The sequence below is a fragment of the Flectobacillus sp. BAB-3569 genome (assembly GCF_002270355.1).
Classification (GTDB): domain Bacteria; phylum Bacteroidota; class Bacteroidia; order Cytophagales; family Spirosomataceae; genus Flectobacillus; species Flectobacillus roseus.
The window spans coordinates 377,680-396,384 of the sequence record NZ_NJFZ01000020.1; the positions used below are offsets into that span (position 1 = coordinate 377,680).

An 18,705-nucleotide genomic window follows, 5' to 3' on the forward strand; every position below is an offset into this window, starting at 1 on the left:
GGTTTAGTCAAATGTTAAAATGATTTTAAGTTAAATAGTGTTAAATACAATCCTGATTTTCAGGACATAACAAAAATGTATTTTCCTTTGTGTCATGGATTACTTTTACATGCTAGCTACAACAAGAATCCTCTATTTCTATTTTTCAACATCAAAACATTTTCACCTATAATGAAGCAACATGAGACGCTCGCCCAATGGCTGGGCGCTTAGTAAAGACTTCTTATAAATCCCAACATACTATGACATCATTTCGACAACTCAACAATGGAATCGGTTGGGCAGTGTTTCTTATTGCCTTTATCGTATATGCAGCGACGGTAGAACCCACAGCTTCATTTTGGGACTGTGGCGAGTTTATCGCTTGTGCTTACAAATTACAAGTACCTCACCCACCCGGGGCGCCTTTGTATCTTTTGCTGGGCAGGTTTTTCTCCCTATTCGCTGGGGCTGATGTCACTAAAGTGGCTTACTGGATTAATATGCTATCAGTATTGACGAGCGCGCTGACGGTGTTGTTTATGCACTGGACTATCGTGCTGATTGGTCGTAAAGCCTATCAAAAACCTTTTTCAGACTTAACACAAGGTGAGACATTTACACTCCTAAGTGCTGGCTTTATTGGTGCTCTAGCTTATGCCTTTTCAGATTCATTTTGGTTTTCGGCAGTTGAGTCGGAGGTTTACGCTATGTCCTCATTTTTTACTGCGATTGTCGTTTGGGCTGCCTTCAAATGGGAACTTATTGAAGATGAAGCTTCTGCGAACAGATGGTTAATTTTCATTGCCTATTTGGTAGGTTTATCAATTGGGGTTCACTTACTCAATTTGGTGACTGTTCCTGCTTTGGCTTTGCTTTATTATTTCAAGAAAACCCATAAACCAAGTTATAAAGGAGGTTTTCTGGCATTATTAGTAGGTTTGGTAATTTTAGGCGTTATCAATTCTCTCATTATTCCAGGCATACCATCTATGGCTTTTCAGTTTGAATTATTATTTACCAACGGACTTGGTATGCCTTATGGTGTCGGAGTAAGCCTATTTTTGATATTGTTTTTAGGCGCTTTGGTTGGCGCTATTCGCTATTCGATTCTAAAAAACAAAGTACATTTAAACGTGAGTTTGCTGGCTTTGTGCTTTGTACTTATTGGTTATTTATCTTACACTTTGGCCTTGGTTCGTTCCAATTATAATACCCCTCTCAACGAAAATAACCCAAGTAACATTCTCAATTTTGTAAAATACCTCAAACGCGAGCAATACGGTGAGCGTTCGTTGTTATATGGTCCCGTTTACACAGCAGAGGTTGAAAATGTAGAACGTGGCAAGCCTCAATACAAAATGTCGAATGGCAAATATGAGATTTATGATTACCGACAAAAATTGATTTTTCCTAAAGAACAAGAAATGCTTTTCCCAAGGGTATATTACAGTCCTATGGAGCAATATCCCAAGCAATACGCCGAAATGTTGGGATTGGCGCCCGGACAAAAACCTAATTTTGGGGATAACCTTCGCTATTTGTTCTCACATCAAATGGGGCACATGTATATGCGTTATCTATTGTGGAATTTTATCGGTCGTGATAGCGATGTTCAAGATGCGGGTATGTCATTTATTAGTAAAAGTCCCTATTCTGCCCTTTCGGCTCGTGGCAAATCTCATAACAATTACTTTGGTTTACCATTAATTTTGGGGTTGATTGGCTTTATCTTCTTGATGAAAAGAAACGAAAAAGACTTTTTGACCACGACTTTGATGTTTTTGTTGACAGGAATAGGATTAGTTATTTTTCTAAACGCACCTCCTACCGAACCTCGTGAACGTGATTATATTTATGTTGGCTCCTTCTATTTTTTCTGTATTTGGATTGGCTTAGGGGTTATACAATTGACCGAATGGGCGAACAAATTGCTTCATCAACCATTGCTTTCGGGTGGACTAGCCAGTTTAGCATCGTTGGTTATTCCTGTGATTTTGATTCAACAAAACTATGACGACCACGATCGTAGCAATCGTTATCAACAGGTAGATTTTGCCAAAAATTTGTTAAATTCTTGTGAAAAAAATGCCATTTTGTTTACCGCTGGTGATAATGATACTTTCCCGCTTTGGTATGTGCAAGAGGTGGAGGGCTTCCGTACAGATGTACGAGTTTGTAATCTTTCGCTATTGGGAACTGATTGGTATATCGAGCAAATGAAGCGAAAAACCTACGAGTCGGAAGCTTTGCCTGTATCTATTTCTGAAGATTTGTTACGAGAAGGTATCAACGACCAAATTCTTTTTTACGAAAACCCAAATGTAAAAAGTGGTATCAATTTGATTGAGTATCTCAAACTAGTAAAAGAAGATAATCAGGCAATTAAAGTGCCTTTGCAAGATGGCAGTTCGATTAATATTTTGCCAAGCGAAAACCTTACGATTCCAGTCAATGTAAATGAAATCAAAAAAGCAGGTTTTGTACCAAAAGACGTCGAACCATTGCTGACGAATCAAATGAATTGGTCGATTGGTACCTCTGGGATTTTGAAACCGCAATTAGTACAGCTCGACATTATTGCTCAAAATGCTGCTCATGGCTGGAAACGCCCAATTTATTTTGCTACCTCACTCAGCAAAGCGAGTTATCTCAACATGAAGGAGTTTATGCAATTGGAAGGTTATGCTTATAGATTAATGCCTGTAAAAATAGAAGGAGCTACCGAAGGAATCGTTAATACAAAAGTTTTAGAGCGGAATTTGACAAAAAAAATGGTCTGGAAAAATCTTGATAATCCTCAAGTATACCATCATTCTGAGTTTTATCAATTACCGACGACTATGGGGCGATTATCCTTTCAACGATTAGCGAGTCAGTTTGCTCATGAAGGCAAATACCAAAAAGCAAAAGATACCTTAGATTATTGCAAACGCATTATGCCCGACCAATCTATTCCTTACGACCATGTATCGGCAGGGTTTGTGAGCTTGTATTTAACTATCGGCGACCATGCCTCCGCTATGGAAATCGCCAATACGATGATGAATCGCAATAACCAATTATTGGATTATTTTGGGCAAAATCGAAAAGCTAGTAATGAGCAAGATATACAAATAGCCCTTTTTCAAATGCAGATTATTGTTGAAAGCCTCAAAAATGCCAAAGCGCCTGAAGCTGAAAAATACGAGCAAATGTTTCAGCAACAACTCCAAAAACTGAGTAGCTAGAGAGGAGTTGTGAATTGTGAGTGGTGAGTTAGGGTTGTACGAAGGATTTTATTCTGTTCAAAAGAGTTCTTATGATTAGTGTTTTTTGATGTAGTGGCAACTCTTGCAGTTGCCGCCTTCAAAATGGCAACTGCAAGAGTTGCCACTACATCAATTTTATTTCAAAGACAACACTAAACCTTCGTACAGCACTAATGGTGAGTGCTGACTCACAATTCTACATTCACCATTAAACACTTTGTCTCTGAAACTATCCATGTTTCAATTTAGAAACCCCTATAGCAAAAACAATAAGTCCCAGTACAGCACACCCAGCCATCACCGCCGTCATAGGAATACTGGTTCCGTTACTAAAAATACTGACTGCGGCAGCGGCCAACGACCCAAAACACATTTGTAAAGCACCCAACAAGGCCGATGCCCCACCGATAGATTTAGTAAAGGGATATAAAGACAAGGCCGAAGAATTGGGATAACTAATTCCCTGACAGCATAAAAATAAAAAGACTAAAGCCAATGCAGTATATAAATTGAGCCAACCCAAAATACTGACCAAACATAATACAACACCCACCAAGGTTTGTATTCTTAAAGAAATACGCACCACCTGACTGCTACTGTATTTTTTCAGTAAAAGGTTATTGACCTGACTACTACCAATCAAGCCACCTGCCAAGACGCCAAATATCCATCCATATTCCTTTTCCGAAACCCCAAAAAGTTTCATAAAGACAAAAGGAGAACCCGATAGATAGGCATATACCCCAGCCGAAATCAGTGCCCCTGCAAAGGCATAGGTATAAAACTGTGGTACTTTCAAAATGTCAATAAATGACAAAATAATGGCTCGGGGTTTCAATGAAATGGATTCATCTGGTTTTTTACTTTCAGGTAAGGCAAAATAACAGGCCAAAAATAATATTACTCCCAAGCCAAACTGCATATAAAACACACTATGCCAACCCATCAAGGTAATCATATAACTTCCTACACTTGGTGCAATGATGGGCGACACACCCAAAATCAACATTAGTAGAGAGAATATCTTTGCCGTTTCTTCCACAGGAAATATATCTCGCACAATAGCACGAGGCGCCACCATTCCTACACAGGCACCCAAGGCCTGTAAAAACCTTGCAACAATAAGCACTTCCACAGAGTTGGCAGTAGCACAGGCTAATGAGGCTACCATATAGATGGATAAACCAATCATCAATGGCTTTTTACGTCCAAATCTATCCAGCAGAGGGCCGTAAATTAGCTGTCCTACCGAAATACCAATAAAGAAACTAGACAAAGAATAGGCAACCTCGTCGACAGTTACGCCCAAATCCTTCGCAATGGTCGGAAAACCAGAGAGGTAGGTATCAATCGAAAAGGGTCCAATGGCTGATAATAAACCAAGAATAAGAATTAATATACTGCGATTTTTCATTCGGGAGTTTGCTATTGTATCAAAATGATTACAAAGGTAATTAAGTCTTTGACTAAACCATCAAAACTTAATTTCTTTGCATAAATACAATAGCAAACTCCCTCAAAGCGAAGTAAATCTAAGTTTCAGGATTTCAAGATAGGGTATTCTGCTATACCTTGATGCTTAACCTACTTCCAAATTTCTGTCCCATAGAGGAGACTTATTTTTTTCCGAGAAATTAAAAAGTCTTGAAAATTACTAGGGTTACTAAAGTCATATAAGGTTCCATCACAGCTGTATTGATGCGTATTGGTAGAAGAACAAGTAGAACATTGAATTTCTATGACATTTTCACCTTTGTATTCAAACAAAACAACACCATTGAGTTTATCAGCATTATCCCCAAAGGTGTACACTTTCATTTTGTCAGAAAGCCATTTTAGATTGTTAACAGGGTCTTTTATGCCACAGACCTCCACATTTGAGCTTGTACTAAGCGGGTCTTCAAGATTCTTTTTGCATGCAGAAAACAGTGATACTGACGTAATCGTCAAAAGAAGTAGAATTGGTCGAACTTTCATAGTAGAGTTTCAGTAAATTAAATGATGAACTAATTTGCGTATAGATTTAACAAGGAAAGAGATTTAACGAAGATAATGAATTTGACGAAAATACTCAAAAGACATTGATATGGTAAATTCAATAATTCCATTGCTGGCATAGAAAGAGTTTCCCATCTGGGCTACAGTACACAACAATTTTTAAATTTTCACTTCAAACAATTAACAAACAAGCATTTACGACAAAAAAACATAACTCAACACTCATAATTTACTCATGATTGGCAAAACTTTTAAAAGCTACTCTTCCCCCTTCAACTCCATATCATGCTTTTTGAGATATTGGTTCGGTGTTAAACCTGTTTGCTTTTTGAAGGCTGTAAAAAAAGTACTTTTATTTTTAAAGCCACATTCATTAGCAATGGCTTCAATGGTATAGTTTTGATATTCTTTTGAGGTTACTTTTTGAGTAAAAGCCTTAATTCTGTAGCTATTAATAAAATCATTATAATTCATTTTAGCCACAGTATTGATAGCATTTGAAATTGCATACGGTTGAATGCCAACTTCCATGGCGAGTTCAGAAATTGTAAATTTATGGTTATGGTAAGATTTACTTTTTTCTAGAGCGATTTTAATCAACTCAAAATCTTGCAGATTTACAATGTCGGGCTCTTTGTCTACTTTGGTGGTACTTATTTTCGCCAATTCTTCGAGTTCTTCAAGCGGATATTTTTCGGTTGAAGACTCTTTTGTAGCTCTCAAAGAGCTATCTTTTATTATAAAATATGAACCGAATAAGATGAAGGACATCAAAGAATGAATTAATGACACTTTTTCCATAAACGGATTTTGATCAACCTCCCTTAACAACTCATTGGTTAGCAAATACATATACCCGTTCGAAATATACAGCAACAAAAATCCCACCACGTAAAAAACGTCCCATTGAGGAACCAGTTTTTGGGTAGTAAAAGTATTTTGCGTCCTAACCACAAATTTCCAAACTAAGCCCAAATAAATGAGACCGAGTACACTTTGCGCATAAGGAATCCACACAAAAGGTATCCACCCGAAGGTTTTCGTAAACAAATCCTTGGCCTCAATATGTTTAATGATTTCAATTTTTTGCTCGAATGGCATCGTGTAAAACGGAATCAAATCAATAACAACTATAAAAAATGGGAGTACCTGAAAAAAGACATTTTTGACCGTAAAAGTGTAGGCTCTTTGCGTAACAATAAACAAATACAAAAGATATGGACCAATTATGTAGAAAGGACGAGCCACCAACAAAAGACCGCTAATAGGATATTCCTGTATCAGATGAGTAGTGATACAAACTTTCATCATGAGAAACCAAGCCCACAATGCTGACGTAGCTCCCCAAATAGTTTTTGATATAGAGTAAGGACGAGTGAAAGCCTTTGTTAGACTCCCTAAAGTGATTGCGATGGCAATCAAATTTAAAATTATTGTCATAACATCAATGTTAAGGCCGATTATTCCAAATCTAAATAAAGTTAAGAGGAATAACACAACTTTCCGAACCGTTAAATAAGCTTGGCTACAATTTTAGGCTCAAAAAAAATGTACTTGGCGGACTTTGATTTGGATTTTAAAATAAGGATTTAAGGACTATTAAAGCAAATTTAGCTTGAATTATGGTTATCCTTGAAAAGATATAAAAGTTTTTGACATTATCCAATTTTTTAAAAGTCCATTTTGAATCCATTGGGTGAAAGTAGAAGTTTTATCCCCCATTTTCAATAACACAATAGCAAACTATTTGTTTGAAAAGCCAGTTTTAGAGAATAAATAAAAAATATAGATTTATTTTGCATAAAAGCCCCATAACCTACTCCTTTCATACAAAGTCTATTTATGCACTACCCGAAAAAAGCCCCCCTCAAAAATTCAAAATAACAGCCTATTTTTTTCAAAATTTTCGATCAAATTCGTTCAAATATTTTATCTGCACTTAACATTCTATTCATAAAAACGCCACCAGATGCAACATGTAACCATTTGATGTGTCATTGCATCAAATCTATTCATCAAGCATCATTTATTTTATGAAAAAACTCATACCTCTACTTCTCACATTTTTATGCGCTGTGGCATCCTTGGCACAAACAGGTTCTATTCAAGGTAAAATAGTTGGCTCAGATCAAAAGCCATTAGCAATGGCAACGCTCACGGTGTTTTTGGCAAAAGATACCTCTATTGTTTCCTATCGTATTAGTAATGAATCGGGCGAATTTAAGTTTTCGAACCTACCCATCAACGTTCCCTTACGCCTTTTGGCAACCTATGTCGGGAATGAAGCCTATCGACAAAGTTTTACGTTGACGTCTCAAAATCCTTCAGTCAAATTAGACGTAATCAAGATGCAGATGACCAGTAAAAGCCTTGATGAGGTAATTGTAACCGCCGAGCGCCCTCCTATTACTGTCAAAAACGATACGATTGAGTTCAATGCCAATTCATTTAAAACTTTGCCCAACGCCTTGGTGGAGGATTTATTGAAAAAACTTCCTGGGGTACGCGTCGATGCCGACGGAAACATCACCATGAATGGCAAACCTGTCAACAAAATTTTAGTTGATGGAAAATCATTTTTTGGTGACGACCCCAAAATGGCAACGAGAAACCTACCTGCCAATGCTATCGACAAGATTCAGGCTGTCGATGATAAAGAACAGGCACTACTGAATGGCGATAATAATACCAGCAATGTAGGTAAGGTGATCAATATTACTTTGAAAAAAGGTTACAAGAAAAGTGCCTTCGGAAAAGTCTATGCTGGAGGAGGCACACAAGACGTATATGAACTAGGGGGAATTATGAACATTTTCAGAGATACCCTTCAAGTGAGCGTTTTGGGATATAGCAACAACCTCAACCGACCAGGTTTTAGTTATAGCGAATTGATGAATAATGGGGGTTTGAGACGAAGCAACTCCAATCGGACTTCAAGCTCTACTCGTATCAACAATGGCATGAATGGTAGTATGGTGGATATCAATGGCGTAAATTTTGGTGGGAACACCAATTTCGGTATCGCTACAAGCAATGGCGGAGGGTTTAACATCAACCATGCGCCCAGCAATAAGAAGTCATTTTATCTGCAATATTATTTCGGAGAAGTCCGTAACCGTCTTAGTACAGATAGATTAGCAGAACTTTATAATGGAGACACTATTATAAGTAATCACCGCCAAACAAATGTTCTCACCAAAAACTACGGTCATAGTGTCGGGGGTGGTTTTAAGATAAAAACAGATTCTGTAACCACGCTCAACTTCAATGCTGGGTATACCTCAGGACTGGTTAGAGAGGCTCCTAATGTGTTGATTTCAAGTGAAAATAACTATTTGGGTTCGCAAAGTATGGGGGCAATTAATCAATCTAATGCCACGAATAATGTCAATTACAACCATACTTTTTACTTGTTGCGAACAGGTAAAACCAATAGCAAAAGACTCATGTCTATCGTACAAAGCCTCAATCTTGGAAACAATACGAGCGATAACATGACCAACTCGACTCTTAATTATTACTATCCGAGCAGATATGATAGCTTACAAAATCAACTCAGACAAGTACGAGTACCTCAAACATTTGGTAGTTTTTCAATCAGTTTTTACGAACCTATCCATAAGTATTTCACACTGCGTTTTACTAATAGATACAGTTTTACGCAAGTCAAAAACACGACTAATTTATGGTATTCGTCACCGTTGGGAGATTCTTACAGTGTCTTGAATCCATTATTGAGTGGAACATTCGAACGCCAACAACATGAGGTATTTTTTGCTCAGAAATTGGCTTTTCAATATAAAAAGCTCACATTAATAGCAGGGATTGATGAAACCCTTCTTCGTTCAAAATTGCATACTTCGGCAGAAACAGAAGGAATTGAAAGAAATATCCAGAAATTGAATCCCAACCTCAATATCACTTTCGATAATCTCACGTTGACCTATAATAAATCGTATAACTTACCATCTTACTCTTATCTATTGCCCGTATTCGATAACTCAAACCCTTACCATGTAGCCAAAGGGAATCCACGCCTATTGCCTACCTCCACTGCCGAATGGATGTTGAGCTATAATTATAACAACCAAACCAAAAACATCAATATTTGGTGGTATTCGTCTTTCCAGCAAAGAGACAATGATATTATCCAAAATATTACGATAGATAAACAAGGTATTCAAACCTCCTCCCCTGTGAATGCTGATGGGACTCGAAATTTGTATATGAATTTGAATATCAACAAGGATTTTAAACTGGGAGAAAAGAATAAACTAACCTTATCAGCTGGAGGATATTATAGTATCAACAGAAGCAAAATGATTTTTAATGCAGATACAAGTTGGCAAACGACCAATCAACTCTCGAATTGGTACGGAATAAATTTCTATTATAAAGACAAAATCGAGTGGAATAACTCTTATTCGCCAGACTTTAACTTTACCAGCTATTCTAGTCCAAACTTTACAGGTTTGAAAGCAACCCTGCATAATTTCAATACAAACTTAATAATCCGTTGGACCAAAAATCTGATTCTCGAAAACAATGTAATTTACCTATACAACAGTAACCTAACAGGCGCAAACAAAACAACGGTACGATGGAATGCAGCGATTAATTATAATTTTATGAAAGACCAAAGAGCCACCATCAAGTTGAGCGCCTATGATATTTTGAATCAAAACAGTAATATTGTCCGTCTGATTGCCTCTCAAAATACCCTTACGTACAACAGAGGGAATCTTTTGCCAAGATATTTTATGATAACCCTAACCTACAATATCAAGCAAATGCCGAGGAAGTAGCAGCGGGATTGGGGTTGTGAGCTTTCGGCGGTGGGCTTTCAGCGAAATAGAGAATACTGAAAAAGCAGGTTTTCGCCTGCTTTTTTTTGTTACATCCCTTTGGTGTATTTTCTCAATGATATTGACTTTGGTTAATAAAATTCAAACCTTCGGTTATATGCTGTATTGGTTGTATATACGCAACAAAATTTGATTATATTGGGGTTATATAATCATTGATAGCAAGCAAAGCGGACAAACCACCATATAAATGACAAATTAGATGGCAGTAAATCACAAATTCAAAGACTTCGATTTTAAAGACGGCTTTACAACCACGAATGTAATTTTAAAAACAAGTTACAATCCACAAGTATTAATATTAGGAACCTTTAATCCTTTAACAAATGAAGAGGATAATATGGCTGACTTTTTCTACGGTCGAAATTGGTTTTGGACTTGCATGTTTAATCTTTTCCATCATCAGGCTATTCATCTATTGACACAAAGAAAGTTCACTCAAATTCCTAATTATAATCCGACACTTGATGAGATTAAAGTATTTTGCGAAAAATATAAATTGACATTTGCCGATTTAATATCGACAGTGCTTTTTAATAATAATATCGAATATAACTTACATCGTAACAAAGCATTAATTGTCAATGAAGAATATGATTTAATTAATGACGGAGATTTAGGCAAACTGAATGCAATAAACCAGGTTGAGTGGACAACCGAAGACCTAAAAAAATATATTACTGAAACACCATCACTTCATACAGTATATTTTACAAGACAACCTGCCGAACCATATACTACTCAATGGACAATCTTGAAAAATCATGACTATGGAAGGATTGTAGAGTTCAAGAAAATATTCACCCCATCAGGACAAGGTTTGAGAGGACGACCACGTGTCAACCATTTAATCCATCATTGGCTTTTCAATGAAAATGACAATTATGACCAACTAAACAATGATTGGCTATTAGAGCATAACATTGACAGAAACATATTCGCAATACCTTGACCAACAGGCCAGCCACCAACAAGGGTTTGCAAAGAGCAGGGTTGAAGTTCTTCGATTGGGCTTTTGTGCAATGTTCAACATTAGTATTTCTATTGAACTTTTGTACTAAAAATCCCCACCTTCGGCAAGCCCCGAAACATTAGCCTCAAACCACAACAATGGAACAACTCAAAATCAGACAAGACGGCTTTAAAGAGATAGGAAAAATGATGCTTATTAAAGTTATACCAATATTACAATTAGCAGCATCTGGTGGACTTGTGATAAGTCATTTTAATACGAACGAACAGCAAAGTAATGTGAACGTTTTTCCATTCGTAATCCCAATGATGTTAGGAGCATTTGGACTTTATCGTGGTATTAACAGACAAAAAGAAATCTTTGACAGCTATCGACTAATGATTGATGACAATGGTATTACAAGAGAGCAACACAATACTCTGACTATAACCAACTCAAATACAGACGTAAACGAAATCATGGAAGTTTTATAGTTAAAGGAAATACCTGTGTAGAAATCATTTGTTCCTTCTCAAATAGACAACTACGAAAAACTGAAAAAAGCATTAGCTAACATAAAACGAATTTCGACAAAAAATAGCGATCTATTTCTTCAAAAACATATCGAGGCAAAAGAAAACCAACGATTGACAACTTAAAAGAATGTTTCATTGCAGGACGTAAAATTAGTTCAGGCTATGACTCTCGGACCACTTTGTCGTATCAGCCTCATGTTGATGAAATTTGGCGTTATACCCAACAAGACAATATCTTTTTGGGACTTTCTTATTATCTAGTAACACACACAGATATGGTTACATTCAAAGATAAGTTTGAAGTCGTTGTGCAACTTAAAATAAAGAAAAGTTAAAAAAATGATGGAGGCTATGGTTATGAATCTTCATTTGACGGATTCGATAGTATTTTTAGCGATATCGACAACCATCTGTAAGTATTTGGAGAACAAAAGTATCCTGTAACTCTCCTATGCGAAATATGATAACTTAACGAAAGACAGCTACTAATATCTTGTATCGGTAATAGCGAATAAACAGCTGTAAAATAAATCTTTGTATTTTGATTGGGGAATCGCTCTACAAATGTCCCCAACGCTAATATGTAAAAAATGAAATATGGTAAATTTCAATTATAAAGAAACATACGTAAGAGTAATCCTCTTAAAGGATGATATTTATATTTTCCATCAAGATTTGAATGATGAAGAAGATTTTAGTAAAAAACTAAGAATACTCAAACACTGTTTTGTTTCTCTTGATATTCTAAGAGATTCTTTTCGCCATTTTGCATTCATAATAAAAAATGAAGAAGAACTGATTAAGAAGGCTAAAAGTTTAAAAAAGAGACTGGAGTTTATAAACCATTTAAGGAATAAAATCAGCGGACATTTAGATGAAAAAGTAATTACCAAGGCAATACAATGGGAACCCTTTATTTTCAGCAAAGATTTAATAGAAAACGAAAAGGCAAGAATTTTTCTAATTTATAAGTCATTGATAGAGTCATCAATAAACTCCTATATTGACTGTAATTCCAATCAAAGTGTATTTGACACAGAAATTGATTTAGCTTATCCACCCAATCAAAAATTATTTTTTAACTACGTTGGAGATTTAAATCTTGATGCTATCGATTTTTTGACAGAAATTGAAAAAATAATAATAAATACAATTAAATTTTGGGGTGAGACAGAATTGTTTGAAATGGCAAAAAAAGCAGGAGAAACTGATTTTAATTTAAAAATGAACTAAATAAACAAACAAAACACCTATATAAAATGCCTTTTCAGTGCATTACACCAAGCCAAAACATTGGCAACATCCTAAAAATCATCAACAGAGAATAGCACAAACCACTAATTTCACTAACTATAGCTATACTCAATTTTTGAAGAAATATAGGTATTCTCCCCATTAAAGCTATTATGGAAAATCTATTTTCAGGTATAAATTAGTTAATATGACCTTATTATACCCACTTAATGGGTGGAAGACAGACGATGAAAACAAATTTCAAAATCATTTCATTCACAGAACTAGAGTTTAATGGTATTGAACTTGATTTGCACAATAACTATGAGTTTGTATATTGCAAAACAGAAATTTCAGCCCATCAAATATCTCTGTATTTTAGAAAATCCAATCGTGATTGGGCCATACATGCAGCATATCAAAATCTTTGTTTTGTCCTTTCAAACTATACTTTTCTCAAACAAATTGACGCTAATCCCGAATTAATAGAAGATGATTTTTGCCTTTCAGGGATAACATTTTTAGACTCCGATTTTCGAGAAAATAATTATGGTTTAATGGATAGAACACTTCCGAATGAAAGCGATGATATAATTTTCTCTTTTGAAAGTGATAGAGTTATTAGAGTAAATTGTGAGACTGTAACTTTGATAGGTGATTTAATAAACGAGACATAATAGTTTGTTTTATTCAATTTGAGAGTGAACATGAACTCTTATTTGGTCAACGAAATATCTATCGTCTTGAGTTGTTAATTTCAACAATATATTCGGTAACAGCAGCGATTAACCGCTGACGAAATCTACTAAACATACAACAAAAGTTCTACTTATTCCAAAACCTCACAATGACAACGTTACCTCAAAATATAAAAGAACAATTTTTTAAGGCAATCAAAGGCGATCTTTCACTTCGAGAATTCGAAGAATGGTTGTATACCGACAAAGAGCTTGAAAGATTGCTCAACTCGGAAAGCCACTTTGAATTGATTGCTATAAACTTTAGGGAAGGCGGAGCGAAATATGAACTTTGGAAATTTCTTAAAAACTATATCGGTCTTCAAGAGTTTGAGAAATACAAAATGCTTGAGCTTTTAAATGAAGCGAAGCAAAAGACTGAACGACTCCCTTATATCTTAATGGAGTTTTATAATTTATACTGTTACGGTTATAACTTCCTTCAAGATTTAGGACTTGGAATCGGACTGGCTGTTGAAGTTCCAAGAGTAAATAACACAATTGCAGAAACTTGGAATGAGCTAACATCCGAACAACAAACAGCGCTTTCGAATAGTTTTTCGCCTGAATTAGAATATTGCATCGAACAAGTCATCAACTGGATAAATACCGACAAAATAATCTTAACAGGAGAGCAAGACGAACTTGGTCATTATGAATACCAAGACCTAAGAACCGAAGAGGAGAAAAAGTCCAAACTATGGGTTATTGTGTCAGAGGATAATAAGACAGGTTTTTCAACTAGTAAAAATTTGCTTTGGGAAAAACTTAAGGATAGAAAATAGTATGCTTTTCAAATTGCAGAAAAACAGCGATACTAAGTAAAAGCAAAGATTTCTAATTAAACTTAGACTTCATCATTAGCAAGGTAACATTCAGATACCTTTTATTTGATTTATCTATAATATTGACATAAGTTAATAAAATCAAAACCTTATGGTGTTCGCTATATTGGCAAGAGAGACGCTTAAAAAATTTGCTTATATTGTGAAAATATATTCTTTGGTAGCAGTTTTGTCAAACCATATTCGTATGGCAGATTAAGAACTAAATAGTTTTTTATAAGAGGATGTCATACAAATATCAAATCAAACTAGCATTACTCCGTAAAAATTGGGAAATAGTAGAAATAAGGTACAGCGAAGAGTGGTGGGATGACGAGAATTGGAAGATTCAATATAGATTTAACTCAGCTATCTTTCTCTACTTGTGCTTTATTACAGACCCAATGTTTGAGGGAAATAGAAAGAAAGGACAAGGAATTATTTATGAAATTAAGGCAACGACCAAATTTCCTCAAAATTGGAATGACGACTCAAACACTATTGCTTTAATACAAATGTCAAAAGGAAAATTTGATTTAAAACTATAAGAATGCATCAATACTCTTGAGAATTATAAAAAAGAGAATTGTTGAAAACTACAGCTAACATTATGTTTGGCATTACTTGGGCTATAGGTGCAAAATTCAACAATGGTAATATTATTTAACATTTGTGCAAATGCTTGGCTGACGGTTGCCCCACGAGAATCAGAGGTAGTGAGAGCAAAACAACACTGTATATAACACCAGTAGCTGTTGCTTAACTTATTTTTCTAAAATCCTTTTGAAAAATATAATCCCCATGGGAATAATAATTGTCGTTAAAAACAAAATAAAAACAGAAAATGAACATTTTTAAACAAAAAGAACTCTACACAAATTCAATTTTAACATTTTTAGTAATTGTTTTAATTGACTGGTTTATCGGGGCGGGTTTTAACCTCTTTAAAGGCTACACTTTTTCTCAGACTCTTGAGAATTACAAAATACCTTATACCTACATAGGTCTTGCATTTACAATTGTCTATTTCAATTTAAAAAACCAAAAGAAATAACATCTGTGTGGTTGTTACTAGATGATGTCTTGCAAATTAAGAAGATTCTGAAAGCAGAAGAATTGGTTCTAAAACGCATTCTTTGAGGACTAAACTAACTCAATCATAGGCATCCCTCAATTTTGAATTGAATATTTATCAAAAAAGCTGTCAGAAAATATTTTCCGACAGCTTTTTTGATGCTTAGAGACCACATCTTTAGACGCAAAATATTGCGCGTCTACAACTCACTAAATAATGCTCTACCACTTAGCAATATAACCTAATTGTTCGTCTTCATCTTCGTATTCGAGTTCGGCGTCTTTTTCCCAAATTTCCATTTCGCATGGTTTACAGTTGAATTTCAATTTGTATTCTACTTCGCCGTGTTTTAGTGTTAATGGTTCTACCAATTTTTCGCCCATGGTTTGGCGTTGGTATCTCGCACATTTTCCTAATTCATATTTTACGCAATACTTAGTCGTCATCACACGAGATTTGCCTGGGTCCCATTGCAATTCGAATGCTTTTTCGATTTCGGTAACGCCGTGTCTCTGATAAAATGTTCTCGCCATTTTATTCGAAACATTGTACATAAAATCCAGCTTTTCAACTGGATAAGGATGCGTTGTTTTTTCTAATTTATGCTCTTCTCTATGATATTCATTCACACGAATATCAACCAAACGCTCTAACACCTCTCTTCTAATTTCGTTTACTTTTGAAATCGGTAAGAACCAGTTTTCAGAAAACTCAACTTCTAATTCGTCAACAATAAATGGTGTATTTCCTGTTTTGGCTAAGTTTTTCTTGATATTTGGAATCACCGAATCTTGACTTTTCGCCAATTCTTTAGCTACTTCAATCGTTCCTACCGACTGGTGACCGTCTTCGTCGATAGCCAATAGTTGAAAGCCCGTTTCTGTTTCGGTAAACTCCAACTTTACACCAATTTTACGAACAGCACTGTTTTCTTTTTCCACCATTTTGTTGAATTCAGCATCTGAGTTTCTGTAAATCTCAGTACCAATCGCCAATGGTTTGAAAGTATTTGGAATAACAATATTGTTAAAAATAATATTGATTTGCGCTCCATCAGCTTCTCCAGCTTCATTTTGGAAATACAAACCATCGCCATTATTCAACTTCTCGTAATTCTCAATGATATAGCCGTTTGCTTTAATTTCAAGCACTTTACCGATATACTGACCTTTCGACTTTGGACTTTCCCATGAACCAATTTTTTCTTTTCTTTTATTCAAGAAATAATCTGTATATCCACGGTTGAAGCTTCTATCCATTTCTGGTTCGAAGTTATAGAAAGTTCTACCAGAAGAGGCTTTTTCAAATCTATCGGCATTTTCTTCTAAGAAAGCATCCAACTTTTTACGTAAGAAAGAGGTATTATTTTTTACATAAACAATATCCTTCAAACGTCCTTCAATTTTGAAGGATGAAATACCAGCTTCAATTAAGTTTGGTAATTGGTCACTCAAATCCAAATCTTTGATAGACAATAAGTGACTGTTTTCAATCAACGTTTTACCTGTTCCGTCTTCCAAACGGTAAGGCAAACGGCAGTTTTGAGCACAAGAACCACGATTGGCACTACGTTCGCCATTGGCAACACTCATGTAACAGTTACCACTAAATGACACACAAAGTGCTCCAGAAACAAAGAATTCCAATTCAACATCAGTAGCCTTGTGAATTTCTTGGATTTGGTCGAGGTTTAGCTCACGGGCTAATACCACACGCTTCATCCCTGCATCTGCCAAAAACTTCACATGATTGGCATCACGGTTGTTTGCCTGCGTACTTGCATGGATAACGATAGGTGGCAAATCCATTTCCATGATAGCCATATCTTGAATAATCAAAGCATCGACGCCAATATCGTACAATTCATAAATCAATTTACGACAAGCTTCTAACTCATTATCATACAAAATAGTGTTGATTACCACAAAGACTTTAGCCTTGAACAAGTGGGCATATTTCACCATTTCAGCCACGTCCTCCACCGAGTTGGTGGCGTTCGAACGTGCGCCAAATTGGTGCGCTCCCATATATACTGCGTCTGCACCAGCGTTAACCGCAGCCATACCTTGATAAAGGTTTTTGGCAGGCGCAAGAATTTCAATTTTCCTTTTCATTTCAATCCTATATTTTCGAATCCATAACAAGGGTGAGATTCGGTAATTTTACTTCAATTTGCAAAATTAGTGAATAATAGCTGATTCTCTGAGTGGTATTTGGTTTTTTCGCAAGGCTAATAAAAGCATTTTTAATAACTGGAAAGTATTTGGTTAGTGAGTTAATTAAGCTTAATACACTAAAAATATCTTATGTTCCATTGTAAAAGCTCCGTAGGAGCGACAGAAACCCAACAATCTTGAAGTCTGTCGCACCTACGGCGCTCCTTTTACAGGTCAGAGAGATAATCTCGACTACCAAACTGTCGCTCCTACGGAACTGATGAAAAGATTGGCTTCTGGAAAAATCCTAATACACGGGCATATCTATATTGTATAGTTGATAAGAATGCTATTTAAACTTTCTCATCATGGGTGAATAAATTCACCCACTAATTGGAATCACTATCAAAGAAATAGACATTTCGACCTTAGAACTCTTTCTCCCCAGAGAAATAAAGTTTTAACAGTTTCAAGGTGAATTTTGAACTAATACAAAAGCTCAAGATATAGCTTAAATTCATTTTTAGTTGGTGTATTTTCACAACATACTACTCTTTTGATTTTCTTCCACCTTTTCAGACATCAACTCTGATGACGACCGCAATGTTCCTTTTTCGGAAACCGTAACCATTGCTGAAGCTTTGAGAAAAAATGATGTGTATATGGAACAACTCATTTTTCCAGACGAAGTGCATAGTTTCCTTTTGTATTAAAATTGGTTGAATGCCTACAAAGCAACCGCAAGCTTTTTTGATAAGTTTTTGAAAAAGAAATAGGCTTTTAAAACTATTTTTGAGTATGGTCTAAAAAGCTTCTCCTTTTCAGTGGAGAGGCTTTTTAGATGAAAAAGGATAGATTTTTCCTGATTTACCTATATTTTGGCACTCAATTTTTCAACTTATCCCAATTGATTTAAACATGAAAAAAGTATGTTTTGCATTGATGCTTGTTGCTGGAGTCATTTTTAATATGACTGCACAAGAAGCAAACCCTTTGAAAGGCAAGAAAATTTTAGTTTTCTCAAAAACAGCAGCTTCCGCCACAGTTCTATGGTATTTCTGCGATGTTTGAGCTTGGCAAAAGTATGGTTCTCAGTAGA

Annotated in this window: 14 protein-coding genes; 10 read left to right on the top strand and 4 right to left on the bottom strand. The window is 35.6% G+C overall.

The window, feature by feature from the left end; genetic code table 11:
- Positions 1-242: 242 nt before the first annotated feature.
- Positions 243-3,209, top strand: coding sequence for a DUF2723 domain-containing protein (locus tag BWI92_RS19480; protein WP_095165866.1), 2,967 nt, complete (start codon positions 243-245; stop codon positions 3,207-3,209).
- A 250-nt stretch (positions 3,210-3,459) separates the two neighbouring features.
- Here the strand turns inward: BWI92_RS19480 and BWI92_RS19485 are convergent, their stop codons facing one another.
- The 3 genes from BWI92_RS19485 to BWI92_RS19495 form a co-directional block, all read right to left on the bottom strand.
- Complete coding sequence (locus BWI92_RS19485) at positions 3,460-4,644, bottom strand: multidrug effflux MFS transporter (RefSeq protein WP_095165868.1); 1,185 nt, start codon at positions 4,642-4,644, stop codon at positions 3,460-3,462.
- Between the two features lie 170 nt (positions 4,645-4,814).
- Complete coding sequence (locus BWI92_RS19490; protein WP_095165872.1) at positions 4,815-5,207, bottom strand: hypothetical protein; 393 nt, start codon at positions 5,205-5,207, stop codon at positions 4,815-4,817.
- 279 nt (positions 5,208-5,486) lie between these two features.
- Positions 5,487-6,668, bottom strand: coding sequence for an AraC family transcriptional regulator (locus BWI92_RS19495; RefSeq protein ID WP_095165874.1), 1,182 nt, complete (start codon positions 6,666-6,668; stop codon positions 5,487-5,489).
- 593 nt (positions 6,669-7,261) lie between these two features.
- On the opposite strand from BWI92_RS19495, the gene BWI92_RS19500 reads away from it, so the two are divergent.
- From BWI92_RS19500 to BWI92_RS19530, 7 genes are all read left to right on the top strand, one after another.
- Positions 7,262-10,033 (top strand): outer membrane beta-barrel protein, encoded by a 2,772-nt coding sequence (locus tag BWI92_RS19500; RefSeq protein WP_095165877.1) that lies wholly within the window; start codon positions 7,262-7,264, stop codon positions 10,031-10,033.
- A 262-nt stretch (positions 10,034-10,295) separates the two neighbouring features.
- Entirely contained in the window at positions 10,296-11,045 is a 750-nt protein-coding gene (locus tag BWI92_RS19505; RefSeq protein WP_095165879.1) for a hypothetical protein, read from the top strand.
- Positions 11,046-11,203: 158 nt separating this feature from the next.
- On the top strand, positions 11,204-11,539 hold the full coding sequence (locus BWI92_RS19510; RefSeq protein WP_095165882.1) for a hypothetical protein: 336 nt from the start codon (positions 11,204-11,206) through the stop codon (positions 11,537-11,539).
- 639 nt (positions 11,540-12,178) lie between these two features.
- A complete protein-coding gene (locus tag BWI92_RS19515; protein ID WP_095165884.1) occupies positions 12,179-12,814 on the top strand; it encodes a hypothetical protein in 636 nt (211 codons plus the stop codon).
- A gap of 248 nt (positions 12,815-13,062) precedes the next feature.
- Positions 13,063-13,491, top strand: a complete 429-nt coding sequence (locus BWI92_RS19520; RefSeq protein WP_141234843.1) for a hypothetical protein — start codon at positions 13,063-13,065, stop codon at positions 13,489-13,491.
- A 170-nt stretch (positions 13,492-13,661) separates the two neighbouring features.
- The gene (locus tag BWI92_RS19525) at positions 13,662-14,336 is read left to right on the top strand and encodes a hypothetical protein (protein ID WP_095165888.1); all 675 of its coding nucleotides are present in this window, start codon (positions 13,662-13,664) and stop codon (positions 14,334-14,336) included.
- Between the two features lie 284 nt (positions 14,337-14,620).
- A complete protein-coding gene (locus BWI92_RS19530) occupies positions 14,621-14,923 on the top strand; it encodes a hypothetical protein (RefSeq protein ID WP_095165890.1) in 303 nt (100 codons plus the stop codon).
- 748 nt (positions 14,924-15,671) lie between these two features.
- On the opposite strand, the gene BWI92_RS19540 is transcribed toward BWI92_RS19530, so the two are convergent.
- Positions 15,672-17,564 (bottom strand): U32 family peptidase, encoded by a 1,893-nt coding sequence (locus tag BWI92_RS19540; RefSeq protein WP_095165894.1) that lies wholly within the window; start codon positions 17,562-17,564, stop codon positions 15,672-15,674.
- A gap of 623 nt (positions 17,565-18,187) precedes the next feature.
- Between BWI92_RS19540 and BWI92_RS28530 the strand changes: the two genes are divergently transcribed.
- Entirely contained in the window at positions 18,188-18,319 is a 132-nt protein-coding gene (locus BWI92_RS28530; RefSeq protein ID WP_141234844.1) for a S9 family peptidase, read from the top strand.
- Between the two features lie 205 nt (positions 18,320-18,524).
- A complete protein-coding gene (locus tag BWI92_RS27380; RefSeq protein ID WP_176464486.1) occupies positions 18,525-18,677 on the top strand; it encodes a hypothetical protein in 153 nt (50 codons plus the stop codon).
- The last annotated feature ends 28 nt before the right edge of the window (positions 18,678-18,705 follow it).